Below are 21,494 nucleotides of genomic sequence, written 5' to 3'. Positions count from 1 at the left end.
CCGTTCCCGCCGGGCCGAAAAAACCAGATTGCCTGCCCGGCCGGTGGGAAGGTGACAGCGGCCACTTCGGCCTGCGGCCCGACAGGCGTTAGGCTGGGGCACGTGCTGAGCATCGACCGGTCGATCGTCGACGCGATCGTCGCCCACGCGCGCCGGGACCACCCCGACGAGGCGTGCGGCGTGGTCGCCGGTCCCGTCGGCAGCGACACCCCGACCCGGCACATCCCGATGGACAACGCCGCCCGCTCGATGACCTTCTACGAGTTCGACTCGATGGAGCAGTTGCGGGTCTGGCGGGAGATGGACGACCGGGACGAAGAGCCGGTCGTGATCTACCACTCGCACACCGCCACCGAGGCGTACCCGTCGCGGACGGACATCTCCTTCGCCGGTGAGCCGGGCGCGCACTACCTGCTCGTCTCGACCCGCGAGCCGGACCGTGAGGAGATCCGTTCCTTCCGGATCGTGGACGGCGTGGTGACCGAGGAGCCGGTGCGGGTCCTGGACGCCGCCGTGGACCCGCACGCCGTGCAGTCCTACATGTTCGGGCAGAGCCCGGCGACGGTCGACTACGAGTGTTCCGACCGCTGAGACCCCAGCGCCGGCCCACCTGTTCCCGTCACCGAGGCATACCCGATCAAGGAGTTACGACATCATGGCCATCGAGGTTCGCATCCCCACCATCCTGCGCAGCTACACCGGCGGCGCGAAGGTCGTCGAGGGCTCCGGGGAGACCCTGGCCGACCTGCTCACCGACCTCGACTCGCGGCACGGCGGGCTGAAGGGCCGGCTGGTCACCGAGACCGGCGCGCTGCACCGGTTCGTCAACGTCTACGTCAACGACGAGGACGTCCGCTTCCTCGGCGCGCTGGACGCCAAGCTCAGCGACGGCGACAGCATCACCATCCTGCCGGCGGTGGCCGGGGGCGCGTTCGGCTTCGCCGCCGCGGCGGCGATCGCCTCGCACGCCGCGTCGGTGGCGGTGGCCGGCTCCGCCGGTCGCTGACGGCGCCCGCCATGGCCAGGTACGACAGCCTGCTGGACGCCTGCGGCGGCACGCCGCTGATCGGGCTGCCCCGGCTCTCCCCGACGGTGCCCGACGGGGCGCCGCCGGTGCGGCTGTGGGCGAAGCTGGAGGACCGCAACCCGACCGGCAGCATCAAGGACCGCACGGCGATGTTCATGGTGCGCGCGGCCGAGGCGGCTGGCCGGCTCCGCCCGGGCGACACCATCCTGGAGCCGACCAGCGGCAACACCGGCATCTCGCTGGCCATGGTGGCGAAACTGCGCGGGTACCGGCTGGTCTGCGTGATGCCGGAGAACGTCTCCGCCGAGCGGGTGCAACTGCTCCGGATGTACGGCGCGGAGATCATCTTCTCGCCGGCGGCCGGCGGCTCGAACCAGGCCGTCGCGGTGGCGAAGCAGATCGCCGCGGAGCACCCCGACTGGGTGATGCTCTTCCAGTACGGCAACGAGGCCAACGCCCGGGCGCACTACGAGACCACCGGCCCGGAGCTGTTGCGGGACCTGCCCACGATCACCCACTTCGTGGCCGGTCTGGGCACCACCGGGACGCTCATGGGCACCGGCCGGTACCTGCGGGAGAAGGTCGAGGCGATCCAGATCGTCGCGGCCGAGCCCCGCTACGGCGAGCTGGTCTACGGCCTGCGCAACATCGACGAGGGGTACGTCCCCGAGTTGTACGACGCCACCGTGCTCTCCCGCCGGTTCTCCGTGGGCACCCGGGACGCGGTGCTGCGGACCCGGCAACTGGTCGAGGTGGAGGGGATCTTCGCCGGCTTCTCCACCGGGGCCATCCTGCACGCGGCGCTGGCGGTGGCGCACGAGGCGGTCCGGGACGGCCGCCGCGCCGACGTGGCCTTCGTGGTCTGCGACGGCGGCTGGAAGTACCTCTCCACCGGGGCGTACGGCGGCACCCTCGCCGACGCCGAGGAGGCCCTGGAGGGTCAGCTCTGGGCCTGACGGTCGCGGCCCGGTCCGGCGCTGAGCCGGGCCGGGCCGATCGCTGTCCGTTACCGGTCCGTGGTGGCACGGTGACGCGCGTACGAGTCGACCGACGAGGTTCGTCGGGGGCGGTGTCACGTTCGCGACAACTTGCACGAGATGATTCGTGCCCCGCTCACGTGGGCGTAGGCTGCGCAGCGTGGCGTACGCGTCGGTAAAGATCATCGGTGGGAGCGTTGCCGGTGCGGTGACTACGGCGCGTGGTAACGGGACGACCGGATGCGTCTGACCGTCCTGGGCTGCGCGGGAAGCTTCCCCGGTCCTGACTCACCCTGTTCGGCGTACCTGGTCGAGGCCGACGGCTTCCGTCTCCTGGTGGACTTCGGCTCCGGGGCGCTGTCCACCCTCCAGCGGTACGCGGGGCTGCACGCGGTCGACGCCATCCTCCTCACCCACCTGCACTGCGACCACATGCTCGACGCCGCGTCGTACGTCGTGGTGCGCCGGTACGCGCCCGACGGGCCGTACCCGGCCCTGCCGGTGTACGCCCCCTCCGGCGCGCCGGACCGGCTCGCCACCGCGTACGGCCAGGAGAACAGCACCGTCGAGGACGTGTACCAGTTCTACGGCCTGCAACCCGGCACCTTCCCGATCGGCCCGTTCAGCGTCACCGTGGACCGGGTCAACCATCCGATCGAGACGTACGGCGTGCGGCTGGAGCACGAGGAACGGGTGCTCTGCTACTCCTCCGACACCGCGCCCTGCGACGCGCTGCTGCGGCTGGCGCAGGGGGCCGACGTCTTCCTCTGCGAGGCCAGCTACCTCGACGGTGTGGACAACCCGCCGGACCTGCACCTCACCGGCCGGGAGGCGGGCGAGGCGGCGACCAAGGCCGGGGTGGGGCGGCTGCTGCTGACCCACCTGGTGGCGGCGTGGGGCAGCGAGGCGCACACCGTCGAGTCGGCCGCCGCCGCGTACGTCGGCCCGCTCGAGGTGGTCCGCCCCGGCGCCACCTACGACATCTGAGCCCCGGACCCGCGCCGCCCCGAGCCCCCGGACCCGGCCACGGGTCGATCACGCCAACGCATAGGGTGCAGGGATGGCGCGACCTGACGGGCGGCGGCCCGACCAACTCCGACCGGTGACCCTGACCAGGGGCTGGAGCACCCATCCGGAGGGCTCCGTGCTCGTGGAGTTCGGCGGGACCCGGGTGCTCTGCACGGCCAGCGTCACCGAGGGGGTGCCGCGCTGGCGCAAGGGTTCCGGGCTCGGCTGGGTCACCGCCGAGTACGCGATGCTGCCCCGGGCCACCAACACCCGGTCGGACCGGGAGAGCGTCAAGGGCCGGGTCGGGGGGCGGACCCACGAGATCTCCCGGCTGATCGGGCGGAGCCTGCGGGCCGCCGTCGACCTCAAGGCGCTGGGCGAGAACTCGATCGTGCTCGACTGCGACGTGCTCCAGGCCGACGGGGGTACCCGGACGGCGGCGATCACCGGCGCCTACGTCGCCCTGCACGACGCGGTGAGCTGGCTGGCCGCGCGCAAGGCGCTGACCGGCAGGGTGGAGAAGGTGATGCACCGGTCGGTCGCCGCGGTCAGCGTGGGCGTGATCGCCGGCGAGCCCCGGCTGGACCTCGACTACGCCGAGGACGTGGCCGCCGAGGTGGACATGAACGTGGTCTGCACCGGCGACGGCGAGTTCGTCGAGGTGCAGGGCACCGGTGAGGCCGGGGTCTTCGCCCGCGACCAGCTCGACGCGCTGCTCGACCTGGCCGTGGCGGGCTGTGTGGAACTGGCCGAGGCCCAACGAAAGGCGCTCTCCTGATGAACAAGGTCCTGCTCGCCACCCGCAACCGCAAGAAGCTCATCGAGTTGCAGCGGATTCTCGACGGGGCGCTCGGCGCGCACCGGGTCGCCCTGCTCGGCCTGGACGACGTGGACGACTACCCGGAGCTGCCGGAGAGCGGCCTGACCTTCGGCGAGAACGCGCTGATCAAGGCCCGGGAGGGTTGCCGGCGCACCGGCCTGCCCACGATCGCCGACGACTCGGGGCTGGCGGTCGACGCGCTCAACGGGATGCCGGGGGTGTTCAGCGCCCGGTGGGCCGGCCGGCACGGCGACGACCAGGCAAACCTCCAGCTCGTGCTGGACCAGATCGCCGACCTGCCCGACGAGCACCGGGGCGCCTCCTTCGTCTGCACGGTCGCCCTGGTGCTGCCCGGCGGCAAGGAGCACCTGGTCGACGGCCGCCAGCCGGGCCGGCTGCTGCGCGCCCCGCGTGGCGACGGCGGGTTCGGGTACGACCCGATCTTCCTCGGCGAGGGGCAGGACCGGACCAACGCCGAGCTGACCCCGCCGGAGAAGGACGCGATCAGCCACCGCGGCAAGGCGCTGCGCGACCTGGCGAAGCTGGTCGCGAAGGTACTGCCGCCGGCCGCCGGCTGACCTCCGCCCGGTTCCCCCGGATCCGCCCCGGCCGGCGGCTCCGGGGGGCCCGCCGAGCGCACCGGCCACGCTCGGCTCTGGCGTATAGTGCCCCCCGGACAGGACGTTGCGGGGAGGAACGACGTGGACAGCTATCGCGGCCGGACACGGCCGTGCGGGTCCCGGCCACCGGCCGTCCGCCGATGAACCAGCCGGCGTCGACCCTGCACGCCGACCCGGAGCCCGGCCGCAGCGCGGGCCGCCGGCTGGAGTCGCCGACCTGGTACCTGGTGGTCGCCGCGCTGGCCCTGCTGGGCCTGAAGCCCCTGTTCGACATCCCCGGCCCGAAGACCGCCCAGGACAGCATGGACGCCGGGTTCGTGGCGAGCACGCTGGGCGCGCTGCTGATGGTGCTGGCCTTCGTCGGCGTCCTGGTGATGACCCGCCGGCTGCCCGGGAAGCTGACCCCGGCGCTGGTCGCGCTGCTGGTGCTGGGCCTGCTGTCGGTGGCCGACCTGCTGTTGCTGCCCTCGCGTGCCGACTTCGTCGACCAGTTCGCGGCGACCGGCCTGCGGGACATCTTCGGCTCGTACGTGGAGCCGACCCGGGGCACGCTCACCCAGGCCGCCCAGCTCGCCGTCGGGTTCGCGCCGGTGGTGCTGCTGGCGGTGCTGCTCGCCCGGCCGCACTGGTTCTCCGCCGACCGGATCCGCTGGGTGTTGCTGCTCGTGCTGTTCGGGGCCGTGGTGCACGCGGGGATCGCCTGGCTCCAGGTGGCCGGGCTGGTCGACTACACGTTCTTCTTCAAGCTGCCCGGCGGCAACATCGGTCGCGCCTCGGGTGGCTACTTCCACCCGGCCTCGCTGGGCCGGCTGCTGCTGTTCGCGGTCTTCATCCTGTACGCCGCCGGTGACCGGCTGCGGATCCGGCCGGTGCTGCGGTTCGCCCTGATCGCGGTGATGGTCGCCACCGCCGTGGTCTCCACGCACCGGCTGACCATCCTCTGTGTCGGCCTGGTCGTCGTGGCGATGGAGCTGCGCCGGCTGCCCGCGCTGCTGCGCTGGGTGCGGGGGCTGCCGCTGCGGATCGCCGTCCCGGCCGGGCTGGTGCTCGCCGCCGGGGTGGCCGTCCTGCTGGTCGGCTGGGGTTCCTTCCTGTGGGACCGGGCCCGGTTCCTGGTGACCCAGATCGGCTCGCTCGACCTGAACTCGAAGGACTTCATGCGCGGCCGGGGCGAGATCTGGTACGAGATCGCCCAGGCGTGGGGCGGCGCCCCGGTCGACGTCTGGCTGACCGGGCTGGGCTACGAGCCGTGGAACACCCACAGCGACCCGATCCGGGTCTTCGTGGTGTGGGGCGTGCTGGGGCTGGTCTGCATGGGCGTCATCCTCGCCGCCCTGTGGCGGACCACGAGCCGGCTCACCACCTTCGACGGGCAGTGGGCGCTGGCCGTCCTCTACTTCACCTCGGCGGTCTTCGCGGTCACCCAGAAGCCCACCGCCTACTCGTACTTCATGTGGTTGTTCCTCTTCTCACACGTGCTGGTCATCGCGGTCCATCCACGCGACGACGCGACGGTGCCCGACGCGGGCGGAACAGGTGGTCGTCCATGAGTCAGCCGATGTTCATCTCCTGGAAGCGGTACCAGCGCCGCTCGGACGTGCTCGCCGAGGCGCTGGGCGCGGAGATGGTGTGGCGCCCGCACCGGGCCACGTCCAAGGTGCTGCGCCCCTCGGACTACCTGGCGCACAGCCGCGACGACCTGGCCCTGATCAGGTCCCGGCGGCCCTCGTACGTGCTCGCCCAGACTCAGCCGCACCTGCCCGGCCTGGCCCCGCTGCTGGCCCGGGTGCCGTACGTGGTGGACGCGCACAACGGGCAGTTCCAGTCCTGGTGGCGGAAGGTGCCCGGCACCGAGCGGGTGCTGCGCGGCGCCCGGCTGGTGCTGACCCACAACCGGCAGGCCGACGAGATCGCCCGCGCGGCCTTCCCCGGGCTGCGCACGCTGGTGGTGCACGACCCGCTGCGCCCGATCCCGCCGGCCGCCCCGCGCGGCTGGGTCTTCGTGGTCGCCACCGCCGCCCCGGACGAGCCGATGGACGTCCTGGTCGACGTGATCGCGTCGATGCCGGACGTCACCTTCGCCACCACCGCCCCGCTGCACAAGCTGCCGGACGGGCTGCGCGAGCGCGCCGCCGCCCTGCCGAACCTGCACGGCCTCGGCTTCCTCGACCTGCCCGACTACGAGGCCGCGGTGGCCGCGTCCCGGGCGGTGGTGGTGCTCACCGACCGGGACGGCTGCCAGCCCAGCGGCGCGTGCGAGGCGTTGAGCGCGCTGCGGCCCCTGGTGCTCTCCCGCACCGGCACCACCGAGGAGCTGTTCGGCAGCTTCGCGACGCTGGTCGCCAACGAGCGCGCCGCCCTCGCCGCCGGCATCCGCCAGGCGATCACGGAGGACCGCAGCCTGCCCGGCCGGATCGCGGCGGCGCGGGAGCAGTGGATGTGGCGTACCCGGGAGGAGTTGGCGCAGCTACGGGCGCACGTGACAACCGAGGCCGCCCGGTGACCCGGCGACCGGCCGCGACCGGGGGCCGGTCGGCCGGGGCCGCTCCGGCGCGGCCGGGGGAGGGCCGGGCCGGACGGCCGGTGGACGGCCCGGCATGACCGGTGCCGCGCTGGGCACCGCGCCGACCCCGGTCCGCCGCTCCGGTGGGGGCCTGACCCGCCGGCTGCGGCAGCTCGGCATGCTGGCGATCAGCCAGGTCGGCCTGACCGTGCTGGCCTTCCTGACCCAGGTGCTGCTCGCCCGGAGCCTGCCGCAGGAGCACTTCGGCGCCTTCATGGCGGTGCTGTCGCTGGTCACCCTGGCCGGGCCGGTGGCGCTCTTCGGCGTCGCCGAGTTCTGGTTGCAGCGGTTCGGGCGGGAGGGGCCCCGGGCGCTGCGCTGGGTGCAGCCCTCGGTGGTGCTGATCCTGGCCTGCTCCGGCCTGCAGGTCGCCGCGATGACGGCCTGGGGCCTGCTGGACCGGGGCGACCCGCTCGTCGGCGACCTGCGCATCGCGCTGGCCCCGGTGATCCTGGCCCAGGCGGCGATGGCGGTGTCGGTCTCCGCCCTGCAACTGCGCGGCGGGTACGGCCAGCTCTCCGTACTGCAACTCGCCCCGCACGCCGGCCGGGTGCTGGTGGCGGTGCTGACCGGGCTCGCCGGCTGGTCGGCGCTCGCCGCCGGGGCGGGGTACGCCCTGGTGGCGGTGGCGACGGTGGCGCTGAGCGCGGTGGCGATCGCCCCGTTCTGGACCGGCCGGGTGACCCTGGAGGGGCACCGGGGCGCGCCGGTGCGGCCGGGCCGGCCACCCCGGTACCGGCACCTGGTCGGCGGGGCCACCCCGTTCATGCTGGGCAGCCTCTTCTACCTGCTCGGCATCCATTTGGGCGTGGTCGTCTCGGGGGAGTTCCTCAGCGTCCGGGCCGCCGCGCTGCTCGCCGTACCGATGACCCTGCTGACCGCCATCTACGTGCTGCCCCGCGTGGTGTACCAGCAGTACTTCCTGGCGAAGCTGCACCGGTGGTCGCGCTCGGACCGGGACGCCGTGCTGGTCGCGTACAAGGCGGGCACCATCGGCATGATCGGGATGGGGGTGCTGCTCGGCCTGGCCGTCGCCGTCGTCGGCCGGTACGCGATCCCGCTGGTCTTCGGGGCCGAGTACCGCGACTCCGTGCCGGTGATGACCCTGCTCGCCCTGGCCATCCCGCTGCGCTTCGGCTCGGCCAGCGTGGCGTCCCTGCTGACCAGCGGCGGCCTGCTCCGCAGGAAGGTCTTCTACCAGGGGCTCGGCGCGGTGGTCTACCTGGCCGCGCTGGCCCTGGCCGTCCCCGTGTTCGGGCTGACCGGCGCGGCCCTGGCGACGGTGCTGGCGGAGGCCATGCTGCTCGTCCTGTTCTGGACCTCGGTGCGGCGCAACGTCGTCGCCGGGGCACCGCTGCCGTCGTGGGCGGAGATCCGTCGGCGTCTCACAAAGGAATGACACCATGAGTCGGAATCAGCACGCGGCCCGCAAGCCGTTGGTGGTCGGGTACTACGGGATGCGCAACGTGGGGGACAACGCCTTCTGCGTCATCCTCGACTGGGCGCTGCCCCGGTACTGGGGGGCCGAGGAGCCGGTCTTCGCCGCCCCGCCGATGGTGGACCTGCCGGCGAACCGGGTGGGCATGAGCCAGGGCCTGTTCGAGTCGCTGGACCCGGTCCGCCGGGCCGGGAAGCTGCTGAACAAGGCCAGCCTGCTCGGCGGGGCGTCGATGCTGCTCTTCGGCGGCGGCTCGGTGTTCCGGGACATGGGCCCGTTCAGCGAGAAGAAGGTCTTCGCGGCCTGGTCGCGGGTGTCCCGCCGGCCGATCGCCGCCGTCGGGGTCTCGGTCGGGCCGTTCGTGTCGGCCGGGGCGCAGCAGCGGCTCGCCGAGGTGTTCCAGCACATCGACTACGTCGGGGTACGGGACGCCGCGTCGGTGGACCGGCTGCGCGACCTCGGGTACCCGGGGATCGCCGTCCCGGCCGGGGACCTGGCCGGGCTGCTGCCCGAGGCGCTCGGCGACGTGGCCCCCGCGCCGGTGCCCCGCACGCCGGGCCGGGCCCGGCTCGGGGTGACCCTGCTCGGCTCGGACACCGACCTGGCCGAGCCGGAGCAGCGGCGGCGCGAGGAGGCGCTGATCGCCGGCATCCGGTCGTTCGTCGACACCGAGCCGGTGGACGTGACGATCCTCGTGTTCAACACCCACCCGACCAAGGGTGACGTCGCGTGCAGCGACCGGCTCCGGGCGGCGCTCCAGGGGCGCTGCGACATCCGTACCGTCACCGCCGACGACGGGGTCCGGGCGATGTGGAGCGAGATGCGGGCCTGCGACATCGGCCTGCACATGCGGATGCACGGCGGGATCTTCGCGTACCTGACCGGGGTGCCGTTCACCCTGGTGCCGTACCACCGAAAGTGCGCGGACTTCCTCACCGAGATCGGGCAGCCGATGGGCCGCCGGCTGCCGGTGCGCCCGGACGACCCGTACGAGGTGCACAAGGTGCTGTCCGGGCTGCTCACCAGCACCGAACGCCCGTTGCTCGACCTCACCGAGTTCGCCCACCGGGCCCGGCTCAACTTCACCCAGGCGCCCTGGGCCCGCCCGGTGGCCTGACCCGGCGGCCCGACCTCGGCGGCCCGAGCCGGCGGCGGTCAGCCGAGCGGGCCGAGTTCGCGTTCGACGGCGGCGCGCAGGTCCGGGCCGGCCACCACGTCCCGGGCCGCCGCCAGCACCGGGGCGAGGAAGACGTCCGGGCCGGGCGGGCCGGCCACCGGGGCGAGCGCGGCCACGGCGGCCCGCCCGGCCGGCGACGGCACCAGCGGCGCGCGCAACTGCAACCCGCGGACGCCGGCGAGCAGCTCCACCGCGAGCAGGCTGGTCAGGTTCTCCAGCACGGTGCGCAGCTTTTTGGTGGCCGCCCAGCCCATCGAGACGTGGTCCTCCTGCATGCCGCTGGTGGGCAACGAGTCGACCGAGGCGGGGGCGGCCAGCCGCCGGTTCTCCGCGACGATGCCGGCCGCCGTGTACTGGGCGATCATCAGCCCGGAGTTGACCCCGGCGTCGGGGGAGAGGAACGCCGGCAGGTCCCGGTTGCGGGCCACGTCCAGCAGCCGGTCCACCCGGCGCTCGGCGATCGCGCCCACCTCGGCGGCGGCGATGGCCAGGTAGTCGGCGGCGAAGCCGAGCGGGGCGCCGTGGAAGTTCCCGGTCGACTCGACCCGCCCGTCCGGCAGCACCACCGGGTTGTCCACCACGGAACGCAGCTCCCGCCCGGCCACCGTCCGGACGAACTCCAGGGTGTCCCGGGCCGCCCCGGCGACCTGCGGCGCGCAGCGCATCGAGTACGCGTCCTGCACCGCGTGCGCCAGGTCGTCGCGGTGCGAGTCCATCACCCGGGAGTCCTGCAACAGCCGGTGGATGTTCGCCGCCGAGACGGCCTGCCCGGGGTGCGGCCGGATGGCGTGCAGCTCGGGCAGGAACGGCCGCTCCGAGCCGAGCATCGCCTCGATCGCCAGGGCGGCGGTCACGTCGGCCATGGTGAACAGGTGCGCGGCGTCGTGCACGGCGAGCAGCAGCATGCCGAGCATCCCGTCGGTGCCGTTGATCAGCGCCAGCCCCTCCTTGGCGGCCAGCTCCACCGGGGCCAGCCCGGCGGCGCGCAGCGCCGGCGCGGCGTCCAGCCGCTCACCGTCCGGGCCGAGCACCCACCCCTCGCCGAGCAGCACCAGCGCGCAGTGCGCCAGCGGGGCCAGGTCCCCGGAGGCGCCCAGCGAGCCGTGCTCCGGCACCCACGGGGTGATCCCGTGGTTGAGCAGGTCCACCAGGGCCTCGGCGAGCAGCGGCCGGACCCCGGAGCGGCCCAGCGCCAGCGAGCGCACCCGCAGCAGCAGCATCGCCCGGACCACCTCGCGGGGCATCGGCGCGCCGACACCGGCGGCGTGCGAGCGGATCAGCGCGTGCTGCAACTCGGCCCGGCGCTCCGGCGCGACGAAGGTGTTCGCCAGCGCCCCGAAGCCGGTGGAGACCCCGTACACCGGGCGGCCGGCGGCCTCGATGCCGTCCACCACGGCCCGGCTGGCCGCCATCGCCGCCACGGCGGCCGGGTCGAGGCGCACGGTGGCGTCACGCCGCGCCACCGCGAGCACGTCGGCGGGGGAGATCCCGGTGGGGTGGACGGTCACAATCTCGGTCACAGCAACACTCCGTCGTGCAGAACCCTGCGGATCAGAGGCACCCCGGGCCGGTAGGCCAGGTGCAGGTGGGAGGGGGCGTCGAGGATCACCAGGTCGGCGCGGGCACCGGGACGCAGCACCCCGACGTCGTCGCGGCGCAGCGCCCGCGCGCCCCCGGCGGTCGCCGCCCACACCGCCTCCGCCGGGGTCATCCCCATCTCGCGGACGGCCAGCGCCACACAGAACGGCACCGACGACGTGTACGACGACCCGGGGTTGCAGTCGGTGGCCAGGGCGACGGTGACGCCCGCGTCGAGCAGCCGCCGGGCGTCCGGGTACGGCGAGCGGGTGGAGAACTCGGCGCCGGGCAGCAGCGTCGCCACCGTGGTGGTGCCCGTCCCGTCCGGGCGGGCGGTGCCGGCGAGCGCGTCGACGTCGGCGTCGTCGAGGTGGGTGCAGTGGTCCACGCTGGCCGCCCCCAGCTCCACCCCGAGCCGGACCCCGGGCCCCGGGCCGAGCTGGTTGGCGTGCACCCGTACGCCCAGCCCGGCGGCCTGCCCGCAGGTGAGGATCGCGCGGGCGTGGTCGGCGTCGAAGGCGCCCCGCTCGCAGAACACGTCGACCCACCGGGCGTACGGGGCGGCGGCGTGCAGCATCGGGCCGCAGACCAGCCCGACGTAGTCGTCCGGCCGGTCGGCGTACTCGGCGGGGACCACGTGCGCGCCGAGGAAGGTGGTCTCCCGGGTCACCTCCCCGGCGATCCGCAGCGACCGGACCTCGTCGGCGACGGTGAGCCCGTACCCGCTCTTGACCTCGATGGTGGTGGTGCCCTGGCGCAGCGCCTCGCCGCGCAGCCGGTGCGCGGTGGCGCGCAGGTCGTCGTCGGTGGCCGCGCGGGTGGCGGCGACCGTGGTCCGGATGCCGCCCCCGGTGTACGGCCGGCCGGCCATCCGGGCGGCGAACTCGGTGGCCCGGTCCCCGGCGAAGACCAGGTGCGCGTGGCTGTCCACGAACCCGGGCAGCACGGCCGCCCGGCCGGCGTCGATCCGGCGGTCGGCGGCGGGGGCGTCCCGGGTCGGCCCGATCCAGGCCACCCGACCGTCCTCGACCAGCAGCGCCACGTCGCGCCGCAGGCCCAGCGGCCCGCCCGCGCCGCTGCCGGCGACGTTGGTGACCAGCTCGCCGATGTCGTCGACCAGCAGGCTGCTCATCCGGTCACCGCCCCGATCGCGGCGGCCAGCTCGGCGGGCACGTCGACCCGCAGGTGCCGCCCCTCGGCGACCACCGGCCGGCCGTCGACCACCACGTCGGTGACGTCCGCCGCGCCCGCCGCGAAGAACACCCCGACCGGGGGTACGCCGGCGGTCCGGGCGCTGTCCAGGCGGACCGTGACCAGGTCGGCGCGCATCCCCACGGCGATCCGGCCGGCGTCGGCCCAGCCCAGCGCGGCGTGCCCGGCGGCGCTCGCCGCGTGCAGCAGCGCGGCCGGCGGGAAGTGGCCCCGTCGGCGGGTGCGCAACCGCTCGTCCAGTTCCATCGCGCGGGCCTCCTCGAACGGGTCGACGATCGCGTGGCTGTCACTGCCCAGGCTGAGCGGGATGCCCGCGTCGGCCATCCGCCGGGCCGGCCCGATCCCGTCGGCGAGGTCCCGCTCGGTGGTGGGGCAGAGGCAGACGCCGGTGCCCGACTCGGCGAGCAGGCTCAGGTCGGCGCCGGTCGGGTGGGTGGCGTGCACGGCGGTGGTGGTCGGCCCGAGCACCCCGTGGTCGGCGAGCAGCCGGGTCGGGGTGACGCCGTGCGCCGCCCGGCAGGCGTCGTTCTCGGCGGGCTGCTCGGAGAGGTGCACGTGCAGCGGCGCGTCGTGCCGGGCCGCCCAGCCGGCCACCGTGCCGAGCTGGTCGGCCGGGACCGCGCGGACCGAGTGGACGGCCGCCCCGAGCCGCGCGTGCCCGTCGCCCGGCGCTAGCCCGCCGGCCGGCGTGGTGAACGCGCTCACCCGGTCGGCCCAGCGCTGCGCGTCGCCGTCGCCGAACCGGCGTTGCGCCCCGACCAACGGCGCGCCGTCCACCCCGGCGGTCAGGTAGCAGGTGTCCAGCAGGGTGATCCGGATGCCGGCCTGCGCGGCGGCCTCCACCAGCGCGGCCCCCATCGCGTTCGGGTCGGCGTACGGGGTGCCGTCGGGGTTGTGGTGCAGGTAGTGGAACTCCCCGACGCAGGTGATCCCGGCCAGCGCCAGCTCGGCGTAGGCGGCCCGGGCCAGCGCCAGGTACGAGTCCGGGTCCAGCCGTCCGGCGACGCCGTACATCTGGTCGCGCCAGGTCCAGAAGTCACCCCGGCCGCCGTGGGTGCGCCCGCGCAGCGCCCGGTGGAAGGCGTGCGAGTGGGCGTTGGCGAGGCCGGGCAGGGTCAGCCCGGTCAGCCGGACCGCGTCGGCGTACACCTCGACGCCCGTGCGGGGCGGGGTGCCGGCGGTCAGCGGGGTGACCGCGGTGATCCGGCCCGCCTCGGCCTCGATCAGCACGTCCGGGGTCGGCTCGGCCCGGTCGGGCAACCAGGCGTACTCGGCCAGCCAGCGGGTCGCGGTCATCGGGTCGCCCTCCTGTCGAGCTGCCCCACCGGTGGGACCACCGCCCGCGTCGCCCGCGGGTGCCCCGTTCGTGGGGGCAGTTCGACAGGGAGCGCAACGATGTTCCCGCCCGGCCGGGCCGCCGCGCGTCCCCACCCCGGCCCCGGCCGGTGCCCCGACCCCGGCCGACCCACGATCGTCGAGGTCAGCCGCATGTCAGCTCCGTGAGGACCCGGGCCAGGGCGGTGACCCCGGCGGCGCAGTCGGTGTCGGTGGCCGCCTCGGCGGGCGAGTGCGACACCCCGGTCGGGTTGCGCACGAAGAGCATCGCGGTGGGCAGGTGCCCGGCGAGCACGCCGGCGTCGTGACCCGCTCCGGTGGGCAGTACCGGGGCGTCGAGCAGCGTCGCCAGCCGCCGGCCGAGCCCGCCGTCGAAGGCGACCAGCGGGGTCGCCGACTCCTCGGTGCAGGTGAGCCGGGTGCCGTCCCGGCCGGCCCGCTCGGTGGCCTTGGCCCGGACCGCCTCGACCAGGGTGGCGAGGGTCTCCGGGTCGGCCGCGCGGGCGTCCAGCCAGCCGGTCACCGTGGACGGGATCGCGTTGGTGGCGTTCGGCTCGACCCGGACCCGTCCGACGGTGGCGTGCGCGCCGCGCAGCCGGGCCTCCTTGTTGGCCGCGAGCACGGCGAACGCGTAGGTGAGCATGGGGTCGCGGCGGTCGGCCATCCGGGTGGTACCCGCGTGGTTGCCCTCGCCGTGGAAGTCGAGCCGCCACCGGCCGTGCGGCCAGATCGCGCTGGCGACCGCGACCGGCGCGTCCTGGTCGACCAGCGCGCGCCCCTGCTCGACGTGCAGCTCCACGAAGGACGAGAAGCCGCCGAGCAGGTCGGGGCGGGCCCCCGCCGGCCGGTCGCCCAGCGCCTCGGCCAGGCCCACCCCGTCGGCGTCGCGCAGCCCGGCCGCCCGGTCCGGCGACAGCGCGCCGGTGAGCAGGCGGGACCCCAGACACGGTACGCCGAACCGGGCCCCCTCCTCCTCGGCGAACGCGGCCACCACCAGCGGTCGGCGCGGGGCGACCCCGGCGGCCCGCAGCTCGTCCACGGCGAGGAACGCGCTGACGATGCCGAGCGGCCCGTCGTACGCCCCGCCGTGCGGCACCGAGTCGAAGTGGCTGCCGGTGAGCACCGCGTCCCCGGCCGCCGGGTCGCCCCAGCGGGCGAAGAGGTTGCCGTTGCCGTCGGAGGTCACCGGCAGGTCCCGCTGGTCGGCCTGCGCCCGGAACCAGTCGCGCAGCTCCAGTTCGGGCGCGGTGAAGGCGTACCGCAGGTACCCGCCGCTGTCCGGGTCGCGCCCGATCGGGGCGAGCTGGTCCCACAGCGCGCGGAACCGGTGGGGAAGGGACCCTTCCGCTACCGAATGCGTTGACAAGGGGCCCTTCCTTACCGGGGGGTCATGGGGATGGGCAGGGCGGTGTCGTCGGCGACCGCGCGGGCGGCGTCGTACCCGGCATCGACGTGCCGGATCACCCCCATCGCCGGGTCGTTGGTGAGCACCCGTTCGATCTTCTGGCCGGCGAGGGCGGAGCCGTCGGCGACGCAGACCTGGCCGGCGTGGATCGAGCGGCCGATGCCGACCCCGCCGCCGTGGTGCAGGGAGACCCAGGAGGCCCCGCTGGCGGTGTTGACCAGGGCGTTGAGCAGCGGCCAGTCGGCGATCGCGTCCGAGCCGTCGGCCATCGCCTCGGTCTCCCGGTACGGGCTGGCCACGCTGCCGCAGTCCAGGTGGTCCCGGCCGATGACCACCGGCGCGGAGAGTTCCCCCGAGGCGACCATCTCGTTGAACCGCACCCCCGCCCGGTCCCGTTCCCCGTAGCCCAGCCAGCAGATCCGGGCGGGCAGCCCCTGGAACGCGACCCGTTCGCCGGCCAGCCGGATCCACCGGGCCAGGGACTCGTACTCCGTGAACAACTCCAGGACGGCCCGGTCGGTGGCGGCGATGTCGGCCGGGTCGCCGGAGAGCGCCGCCCACCGGAACGGCCCCTTCCCCTCGCAGAACAACGGCCGGATGTACGCCGGCACGAAGCCGGGGAACGCGAACGCCCGCCGGTACCCGCCGAGTTCCGCCTCGCCCCGGATCGAGTTGCCGTAGTCGAAGACCTCGGCCCCGGCGTCGAGGAAGCCGACCATCGCCTCGACGTGCCGCGCCATCGACGCCCGCGCCCGGTCGGTGAACCCGGCCGGGTCGCGGTCGGCGGCGTCCCGGGCGTCGGCCAGCGCCACCCCCTCGGGCAGGTACGACAGCGGGTCGTGGGCGCTGGTCTGGTCGGTGACCACGTCCACCTCGACGCCCCGGCGCAGCAGCTCCGCAAAGACGGTGGCCGCGTTGCCGACCACGCCGACGGAGAGCGCCCGCCGGTTCCGTCTGGCGGCGAGCACCCGGCGTACCGCGTCGTCCAGGTCGTCGGCGACCTCGTCCAGGTAGCGGTCGCGGACCCGGCGGTCGAGCCGGGTGCGGTCCACGTCCACGATCAGGCAGGCGCCCCCGTTCATGGTGACCGCCAGGGGTTGCGCCCCGCCCATCCCGCCGCAGCCGCCGGTGAGGGTGAGCGTGCCGGCCAGCGAGCCGCCGAAGCGCTTGGCGGCGACGGCGGCGAAGGTCTCGTACGTGCCCTGGAGGATGCCCTGGGTGCCGATGTAGATCCAGGAGCCGGCGGTCATCTGCCCGTACATGGTCAGGCCGAGCGACTCCAGGCGGCGGAACTCCGGCCAGGTGGCCCAGTCACCGACCAGGTTGGAGTTGGCCAGCAGCACCCGGGGCGCCCACTCGTGGGTGCGCAGCACGCCGACCGGGCGGCCGGACTGCACCAGCATCGTCTCGTCGTCGCGCAGGTCGGTCAGCGTGCGCACCAGCGCGTGGTACGACGGCCAGTCCCGCGCCGCCCGCCCGGTGCCGCCGTAGACGACCAGGTCGTCGGGGCGTTCGGCCACCTCGGGGTCGAGGTTGTTCATCAGCATGCGCAGCGCGGCCTCCTGCGGCCACCCCCGGGCGGTACGGGTGGTGCCCCGCGCGGCGCGGACGGCTTCTGGCATCGGTGACTCCCCTCAGCTCACGGATCAGCTCACGAAGACCTGTCGGCGGGCCGCCGACACCTCGAACGCCTCCAGCCGGCGCTGGGTGTCGGCCGGCGCGGCGTCGCAGAGCGCCTGCAACAGCACCATGGCCAGGGTCATCGGTGCGGTGTGCAGGTCGAAGACGAGGTCGGTGCCGACCCCGGCGGGCAGGACCAGGTCGGCGTGTTCGCTGGCCGGGCTGACCGGCGAGTCGGTGATCGCCACGACGGTCAGCCCGGCGGCGCGGGCCTCGCGCAGCGCGTCCAGCGTCTCCCGGGGGTACCGGGGCAGCACGAACGCGAGCAGCACGGTCGCCCCGGCGGCGGCGGCCTGGTCGAGGCGGTCGGCGAGGAGGCTGCCCCCGTCGTCGAGGACCCGTACGTCCGGGTGGACCTTCGCGGCGAAGTACGCGAAGTAGGTGGCCAGCGGCGCGGCGGCCCGCAGGCCGAGCACCGGCAGCGGGCGGCTGGCGGCGAGCAGCCGGCCGGCCCCGGCGATCCGGTCCCGGTCGGCGAGCTGGCCGGCGAGCCGGTCCAGGTTGCCGATCTCGGTGCGGACCGCCTGCTGCAACTCGTTGCCGGCGTCGGCGGGGCCGGTGGTGCCGGCGGTCAGCTCGCGGAGCCGGCGGCGCAGCGCCGGGTAGCCGTCGTGGCCGAGCGCCGTCGCGAACCGGGTCACCGAGGGCTGGCTGACCCCGGCCAGCTCGGCGACCTCGGCGGCCGACAGGTACCCGACAGCGGAACCGTGCTGGACGAGGCAGTGCGCGATGCGCCGCTGCGTCGGGGTGAGCCGGACCCCCTCGAAGAGCCCCAACACCCGGTCGGTCGACCCGGTGACGACTGTGTCATTCACACGGCGACTCTATGCATGAAAACTTTCACAAGGCAACCACCCGCGGTGTCGACCTGTCCCGCGTCCGGTGGGACCGGCGGGCCGGAGCCGGGCCGGTCTCCTCTGTACTATCCGCACGGCGGGGGCGAGCAGGAGGAGTTCGGCATGCGATCGGTTGGTCCGTACCGGTGCACCGAGGCGTTGGGCGCCTGCCTGGTCGGAAGTGCCTGGTGGGCGTTGGACCGGCAGGACCGGCTCGTCACCCTGGCCCTGCTGGAGGGCGCCGCCGCGCAGGACCACCGCTGGCGTACGGCGTTCCGCGACGCGGCCGAGGCGTTGGCCCGCGCCAGCGGCGGGAACCGGTACGTCGCTGCGGACTTCGCGGCGGCGCAGCCCTGGGCGGCGTACCCCTCCGAGGAGGGGATGGGTGCCCAGCGGCTCTTCCAGACCCTCGGCATGGACCTCGGCCCGGCCCCGGAGGAGCCCGCCGTCGCGGCCTCCGGCCCGCACCCCACCGCCACGCCGACCCCGGTCGACCCCGAGCCCGCCGCCCCGGCCCAGCCCGTCTCCGGTCAGCCCGTCTCCGGTCAGCCCGTCTCCGGTCAGCCCGTCTCGGGGCAACCGGTCTCGGCGTACCCGGTCTCCGGTCAGCCGGTCTCGGCCCAGCCGGTCTCCGGTAACCCGGTCTCCGCGCAGCCGGTCTCGGGTCAGCCCGTCCCCGGCCACCCGGTCTCCGGTGGTCCGCCGGGCTGGGCGGCGCAGCCCGCCGCCCAACCGGCGGTGGGGTCCGCGACGCCGCCGGGCGACCCGGCCGGGGCCGACCCGCTCGGGCCGAACGCCCGCCGGATCCAGCCCTCCGCCCCGGCCCGCCGCCCGCTCGGCCGGTGGGTCGGTGTCGCGGTGACCGTGCTGCTGCTCGTCGCGGTCGGCGGGGGCCTCGTGGTGGTCTGGGGTGACGAGGCGACCGGGCCACCGGGCGCGGGCCGCGACACGTTCGCCGCGCCGGCCACCGGGGCCGAGGGGCCGGTCGCCGGGCTGCGGCCCTGGACGCAGGTGACGCCGCTCAGTGTGGAGGAACAGGCGTTGGCGGTGGCCGGCCCGTCGCTGGTCTTCATCGAGGTCACCTTCACCGGCTACGTCCGCAACCGGGACACCGGGGCCCTGGTGCACACCGGGGCGGTCAGCTTCGTCCGGCGGTGCAGCGGCTTCGTCGTCAACCCGGACGGCCACGTGCTGACCAGCAGTTCCTGCGTACGGCCCGCCGACGACGCGGCCCGGCAGGTCGCCCTCGACGTGGTGGCCCGCCGGCTCGTGCGGGAGGAGAAGCTCACCGACGGGCAGGTGGCGGGCTGGATCGGCCGTACCCTGCCGACCACCGGTTTCACCGGCGCCGAGCCCGCCGCGCCGCCCACCAGCGAGTTGTACGCCCAACTGCACGACGCCCGGGGCGGGGTCACCGACGAGCAGGCCGTGCCCGGTGTCGTGGTCGAGGCGCTGCCGACCGACGGGGGTGACGTGGCGCTGGTCAAGCTCGCCCGGGAGAACCTGCCCGCCGTCGAGCTGAACACCGCCGCCGAGTACGCCTCCGGCGCGACGCTGCTGGTCGTCGGCTACGACACCGGCGATACCGACTTCCGGGCCGCCCTGCACACCCCGCGCGGCAAGCTGGTGACCGTCACCGACGTCGCCCGGCTGGGCCAGACCTCGGTGTACCGCACCAACGGCGACGTCGGCCGGACCTCGCACGGCGGGTACGCCCTCGACCCGCAGGGTCGGGTCGTCGGGCTGCTGAACCGGGACCGGGCCCGCCCCGACGAGGCCAACCGGGTGGTGGTGCCGGCCGGCGCGGCCACCGACCTGCTGAGCCGGGCGGGTGTGTCGCCCCGGCTCGGCGCGGCGGACCAGCGGTACCGGGCCGGGCTGGACGCCTACTTCGCCGGCCGGTACGACACGGCCGTCACCGAACTCGGGGCGGCTGCCGACGAGTCGCCGACCAACCTGCTCGCGGCGGCGTACCGGGACAGCGCCGTCGAAGGCCAACGGGCGGTGGGCACGGTGACGTCCCGGTCGCCCTGGCCGGTGGCCCTGCTCGCCGGTGCCGCCGGCGCCCTGCTGGTGGCGCTGGTCGTGCTGCTCGTGCCGGCCGTCAGGCGTCCCCGGTGAGCGCGGCCAGCGAGGCGGCCCGTCCGGCCGCCCCCGGGCCGGTGTCCCGCCGGCTCTCCGGGGTGATCGGGACGCTGGTCGGGGTGCTCCTGGGGTACGTGCTGCTCGGCACCACGATGGACCTGCTCACCGGGGGTGACGGCACCCGCGGCGGCGGCGCCGACTGGGTCGGGTCGGTGGAGCGGGTCCTCTACGGGCTGCTCGCCGTGCTCACCGTCGGCAAGGTCCTGGTGGACCGGCAGTGGCGTCGGTTCCGGACCGGGGCGGACCTCGGGCTGCTGGTGCTGACCCTGTGCATGGTGCTCGCCGGGCTGGTCAACGACTCCACGGCGGCGCTGCTCGGCCAGGCGCTCTACGGCTACCTGCACGCGGTGGTGATCTTCTACGCGCTGCGCGCGGCGGATCCCGGGCCGACCCTGGTCCGCCGGGTGCTGCTGGGGCTCGGCGGCCTGCTGGCGGTGAACGTGGTCGTCGCGCTGGCGCAACTGGTCCTCGGGGAGCCGGCCTACCGCGCGGTGGGCTGGGCGGACTCCGGCTGGGCCGCGCAGGGGCGGGCGCAGGGCCTGCTCGGCGACCCGGACCAGCTCGGCCAGGTGCTCGGGTTGGCCCTGCTGGGGCTGCTGGCGTACGCGGCGGTGAGCGACACCCTCCGGCGGGGCTGGTGGCCGGCGGCGACGGTGGTCGCGGTCGCCCTGGCCGCCACCGGCTCGGCCGGCGCCCTGGCCGGGGTGGTCGTCGCCGCGCTGCTGATCCTGCTGCTGGTCCGCGCCGGTGCGCGGCGGGTGCTGGGGGTCTGCCTGGTGCTGGTCTGCTGCACCGCCGCCCTGCTGGTGGTGCGGCCGGAGCACCGGTCGGGCTGGCAGGTGACCGCCAACAGTGGACTCACCGTGGTGGACCGGGCGGCGCCGCCGGCCGGCCCGCCCCCGGCTGCCGGGTCGGCGACGGCCGAGGAGCCGGACCTCGGGCGTACGGTCGGCATCCTGTCCCGGCAACCGCTGCTCGGTTTCGGTATCGGCCAGTTCGGTGGACCTGTCGCCGAACGGGACAATCCACAGTGGCGGGACAACCCGAAGTTCGGTACGAACGATTTTCGGCAGAATGCCGGACGGACGACGACGGTCAACTCGTTCTGGCTCCAGTTGGCCATGGAAACGGGCTTTCTCGGCGTGGTGGCGTTCCTGCTCTGGTTGCTCATGGTGGTCCGCCCGCTGGTGCCGCGCCCGGCCGGCGGCGCCCCGGGGGCCGGCGCCGGTGGGCCGTCGGCGCTGGTGGTGTGGGGGGTCGCCGCGGTGGCCCTGGCGGTCGTCACCGCCTTCCCGTCGCCCTCGTTCGCAGGGCCGGTGCTGCCGGCCCTGCTCTGGGCGGTGGTGGGGCTGGCCTGGTGGGTCCGGCGGCAGTCGGAGGAGGCGCGGGCGTCGGTCTTCACCGCGGAGACCGCGCTGCTGCCGAAGGTCCGGCGGGCGGAGCCGGACACCCACATCCTCTCCACGGACGAGATCCTCGCGCTGGCCCGGCGGGCCCGCCGGGCGGATCGTCGGGAGTGACATCAAATCCGGCAATGTTCCGCAATTCCCGACATCCGTGAAAGCGAGTAATTCTCGCCACTTTAGACAGTGGTGCCATTTAACCTCGGCTCGCTATACTCCTCCTGCTGCGCAGTGGATCTATCGGTGCCTATGGCTCTTTTCGGGCAGGGG

18 protein-coding genes are annotated in these 21,494 nt (G+C 74.8%); 12 read left to right on the top strand and 6 right to left on the bottom strand.

Annotated elements, in window-relative coordinates; translation table 11 throughout:
- Positions 1-102: 102 nt before the first annotated feature.
- The 10 genes from AWW66_RS06785 (at position 103) to AWW66_RS06740 (ending at position 9,570) form a co-directional block, all read left to right on the top strand.
- Positions 103-591 (top strand): M67 family metallopeptidase, encoded by a 489-nt coding sequence (locus AWW66_RS06785; protein ID WP_067361332.1) that lies wholly within the window; start codon positions 103-105, stop codon positions 589-591.
- 64 nt (positions 592-655) lie between these two features.
- The gene (locus AWW66_RS06780; protein ID WP_067361329.1) at positions 656-1,006 is read left to right on the top strand and encodes a MoaD family protein; all 351 of its coding nucleotides are present in this window, start codon (positions 656-658) and stop codon (positions 1,004-1,006) included.
- A gap of 11 nt (positions 1,007-1,017) precedes the next feature.
- The gene (locus AWW66_RS06775) at positions 1,018-1,983 is read left to right on the top strand and encodes a PLP-dependent cysteine synthase family protein (RefSeq protein WP_067361325.1); all 966 of its coding nucleotides are present in this window, start codon (positions 1,018-1,020) and stop codon (positions 1,981-1,983) included.
- A 261-nt stretch (positions 1,984-2,244) separates the two neighbouring features.
- Positions 2,245-2,991 carry an MBL fold metallo-hydrolase gene (locus AWW66_RS06770; RefSeq protein WP_067361323.1) on the top strand — a complete coding sequence of 249 codons (747 nt, stop codon included), beginning with the start codon at positions 2,245-2,247 and terminating at the stop codon, positions 2,989-2,991.
- 73 nt (positions 2,992-3,064) lie between these two features.
- Positions 3,065-3,790 (top strand): ribonuclease PH, encoded by a 726-nt coding sequence (rph, locus tag AWW66_RS06765; RefSeq protein ID WP_067361320.1) that lies wholly within the window; start codon positions 3,065-3,067, stop codon positions 3,788-3,790.
- On the top strand, positions 3,790-4,410 hold the full coding sequence (rdgB, locus tag AWW66_RS06760) for an RdgB/HAM1 family non-canonical purine NTP pyrophosphatase (protein ID WP_067361317.1): 621 nt from the start codon (positions 3,790-3,792) through the stop codon (positions 4,408-4,410). The genes rph and rdgB overlap by 1 nt, the downstream gene beginning before the upstream one ends.
- A gap of 182 nt (positions 4,411-4,592) precedes the next feature.
- On the top strand, positions 4,593-6,002 hold the full coding sequence (locus AWW66_RS06755; protein ID WP_157527216.1) for a hypothetical protein: 1,410 nt from the start codon (positions 4,593-4,595) through the stop codon (positions 6,000-6,002).
- Positions 5,999-6,955, top strand: a complete 957-nt coding sequence (locus AWW66_RS06750) for a glycosyltransferase family protein (protein WP_157527214.1) — start codon at positions 5,999-6,001, stop codon at positions 6,953-6,955. The genes AWW66_RS06755 and AWW66_RS06750 overlap by 4 nt, the downstream gene beginning before the upstream one ends.
- A gap of 94 nt (positions 6,956-7,049) precedes the next feature.
- Positions 7,050-8,414, top strand: a complete 1,365-nt coding sequence (locus tag AWW66_RS06745) for a lipopolysaccharide biosynthesis protein (RefSeq protein ID WP_067361308.1) — start codon at positions 7,050-7,052, stop codon at positions 8,412-8,414.
- A 4-nt stretch (positions 8,415-8,418) separates the two neighbouring features.
- The gene (locus AWW66_RS06740) at positions 8,419-9,570 is read left to right on the top strand and encodes a polysaccharide pyruvyl transferase family protein (protein WP_067361307.1); all 1,152 of its coding nucleotides are present in this window, start codon (positions 8,419-8,421) and stop codon (positions 9,568-9,570) included.
- Between the two features lie 38 nt (positions 9,571-9,608).
- Here AWW66_RS06740 and hutH read toward each other — a convergent pair whose 3' ends face one another.
- The 6 genes from hutH to AWW66_RS06710 all read right to left on the bottom strand — a co-directional run bounded on the left by hutH (position 9,609) and on the right by AWW66_RS06710 (position 17,655).
- On the bottom strand, positions 9,609-11,141 hold the full coding sequence (gene hutH, locus AWW66_RS06735) for a histidine ammonia-lyase (protein ID WP_067361436.1): 1,533 nt from the start codon (positions 11,139-11,141) through the stop codon (positions 9,609-9,611).
- A gap of 5 nt (positions 11,142-11,146) precedes the next feature.
- Positions 11,147-12,340: an imidazolonepropionase gene (gene hutI, locus AWW66_RS06730; RefSeq protein ID WP_067361304.1), complete on the bottom strand. Its 1,194-nt coding sequence runs from the start codon at positions 12,338-12,340 to the stop codon at positions 11,147-11,149.
- Positions 12,337-13,716: a formimidoylglutamate deiminase gene (locus AWW66_RS06725; RefSeq protein ID WP_067361301.1), complete on the bottom strand. Its 1,380-nt coding sequence runs from the start codon at positions 13,714-13,716 to the stop codon at positions 12,337-12,339. Before AWW66_RS06725 ends, hutI begins: the two co-directional genes overlap by 4 nt.
- A gap of 184 nt (positions 13,717-13,900) precedes the next feature.
- Positions 13,901-15,121, bottom strand: coding sequence for an allantoate amidohydrolase (locus AWW66_RS06720; protein ID WP_067361298.1), 1,221 nt, complete (start codon positions 15,119-15,121; stop codon positions 13,901-13,903).
- Positions 15,122-15,132: 11 nt separating this feature from the next.
- Positions 15,133-16,782, bottom strand: coding sequence for a urocanate hydratase (gene hutU, locus AWW66_RS06715; protein ID WP_067361295.1), 1,650 nt, complete (start codon positions 16,780-16,782; stop codon positions 15,133-15,135).
- A gap of 24 nt (positions 16,783-16,806) precedes the next feature.
- Positions 16,807-17,655, bottom strand: a complete 849-nt coding sequence (locus AWW66_RS06710) for a MurR/RpiR family transcriptional regulator (RefSeq protein ID WP_067361292.1) — start codon at positions 17,653-17,655, stop codon at positions 16,807-16,809.
- Positions 17,656-17,799: 144 nt separating this feature from the next.
- Here AWW66_RS06710 and AWW66_RS06705 point away from each other — a divergent pair, with 144 nt between their 5' ends.
- Both AWW66_RS06705 and AWW66_RS06700 read left to right on the top strand, forming a co-directional pair.
- On the top strand, positions 17,800-19,797 hold the full coding sequence (locus AWW66_RS06705) for a S1 family peptidase (RefSeq protein ID WP_067361288.1): 1,998 nt from the start codon (positions 17,800-17,802) through the stop codon (positions 19,795-19,797).
- Entirely contained in the window at positions 19,794-21,341 is a 1,548-nt protein-coding gene (locus tag AWW66_RS06700) for a hypothetical protein (protein ID WP_067361284.1), read from the top strand. The genes AWW66_RS06705 and AWW66_RS06700 overlap by 4 nt, the downstream gene beginning before the upstream one ends.
- Positions 21,342-21,494 lie beyond the last annotated feature (153 nt).

The sequence above is a fragment of the Micromonospora rosaria genome, from assembly GCF_001567585.1.
In the GTDB taxonomy this organism is placed as follows: domain Bacteria; phylum Actinomycetota; class Actinomycetes; order Mycobacteriales; family Micromonosporaceae; genus Micromonospora; species Micromonospora rosaria.
Note: the sequence above shows the minus strand (reverse complement) of the source record. Positions and strands in the feature narration are given on the sequence as shown.